The sequence below is a fragment of the Micromonospora sp. S4605 genome (assembly GCF_003176715.1).
In the GTDB taxonomy this organism is placed as follows: domain Bacteria; phylum Actinomycetota; class Actinomycetes; order Mycobacteriales; family Micromonosporaceae; genus Micromonospora; species Micromonospora echinaurantiaca.
On sequence record NZ_QGSW01000143.1, the window covers coordinates 1 to 1,497 of the forward strand.

Below are 1,497 nucleotides of genomic sequence, written 5' to 3' on the forward strand. Positions count from 1 at the left end.
AAGGCCCGCGCTGGGAGGGCCGCCAAGGCGCGGGCGGTGCCTTTAGGCTTGCGCCCGCTCGCTCTGCTCGGCCAGGGGCACCGGCACGATGGCGGCGATCCGGCGACCGTTGCGGGTCACGTAGAAGGTCTTGCTCTGCACGGCGGCGTCGTTGAGGACCTCGGCCAGGTTCTTCCGCAGGTCAGCCACGCTGATCTCGTTCGTGTCGGTCATGGCGCACATCGTACATTGTCGTACACTGTAGTACGTGCAGCTCCGTTACAACTTCCGCGTGTACCCGACGCCGGGCCAGCAGACCGAGCTGGCGAAGGCGTTCGGGTGCGCGCGGGTGGTGTTCAACGACGGGCTGCGCGCCCGGCAGGACGCCCATGAGCAGGGCTTGCCGTACGTCTCGGACGCGGAGTTGTCCCGGCGGGTCATCACGGAGGCGAAGAAGACGCAGGCCCGCGCCTGGCTGGGCGAGGTCTCGGCGGTCGTCCTGCAACAGGCCCTCGCGGACCTGAACACCGCCTACCGGAACTTCTTCGCCTGCCTGTCTGGCAAGCGCACGGGTAGGCGGGTGGCCCCGCCGCGGTTCCGGTCCCGCAAGGACAACCGGCAGGCCATCCGGTTCACGAAGAACTCCCGGTTCAAGGTGCTCGGCAACGGCCGGCTGCGCCTGCCGAAGATCGGCGATCTGCGGGTGGTCTGGTCGCGCCGGCTCCCGTCCGCACCGACCTCGGTCACGATCATCCAGGACGCAGCCGGGCGGCACTTCGCGTCGTTCGTCGTGCAGACCACGAACACCCCGCTGCCCGAACTGGACACCGCGGTCGGCATCGACCTGGGCCTGACGCACTTCGCGGTGCTCTCGGACGGCACGAAGATCGCCGCGCCGAAGTTCCTGCGCCGGGCCGCTCGCAAGCTGAGGCGGCTGCAACAGGACTTGTCCCGCAAGCAGCGGGGCAGCCGGAACCGTAAGAAGGCCGTCGTGAAGGTCGCTCGGGCGCACGCCCGGGTAGCCGATACCCGGCGGGACTGGCAGCACAAGCTCTCGACGCAGGTCATCCGCGAGAACCAAGCGGTATACGTCGAGGACCTGTGCGTCGCCGGCCTCGGCCGGACCCGGCTGGCCAAGTCCGTCCACGACGCCGGCTGGGCGTCGTTCGTCGGCATGCTGGAGTACAAGGCTGCCCGGTACGGGCGCACCTTCGGCAGAGCAGACCGGTACTTCCCCAGCACGAAGAGGTGCTCGGACTGCGGCCGGCTCAACGACAAGTTGGCGCTCAATGTCCGAGCGTGGGACTGCCCCTGCGGGTCGACCCACGACCGGGACGTCAACGCGGCAATGAACGTACTCGCGGCGGGACGCGCCGAGAGCCTAAACGACCGTGGAGCGCACATAAGACCGGCACGAGTGCCGGCAGCGCGCAACGAAGCGGTAATCCACCCAGGCGCAGCGTGTTCCGCGCGCAGCGCGGAGGGAATCCCCGTCCTCTAGGACGGGGAGATCGTCAA

General features: G+C 68.7%; 2 protein-coding genes. One reads left to right on the forward strand and one right to left on the reverse strand.

From position 1 onward, the window contains the following. Positions 1–42: 42 nt before the first annotated feature. Positions 43–213 carry a type II toxin-antitoxin system Phd/YefM family antitoxin gene (locus DLJ47_RS10035; protein WP_233257753.1) on the reverse strand — a complete coding sequence of 57 codons (171 nt, stop codon included), beginning with the start codon at positions 211–213 and terminating at the stop codon, positions 43–45. 34 nt (positions 214–247) lie between these two features. Here DLJ47_RS10035 and DLJ47_RS10040 point away from each other — a divergent pair, with 34 nt between their 5' ends. Then, complete coding sequence (locus tag DLJ47_RS10040; protein ID WP_109899777.1) at positions 248–1,480, forward strand: RNA-guided endonuclease InsQ/TnpB family protein; 1,233 nt, start codon at positions 248–250, stop codon at positions 1,478–1,480. Positions 1,481–1,497 lie beyond the last annotated feature (17 nt).

What these genes read in the sequence shown, in the direction of transcription:
- DLJ47_RS10035 (WP_233257753.1), bottom strand. Translation starts at nt 213, where the DNA reads ATGACCGACACGAACGAGATCAGCGTGGCTGACCTGCGGAAGAACCTG.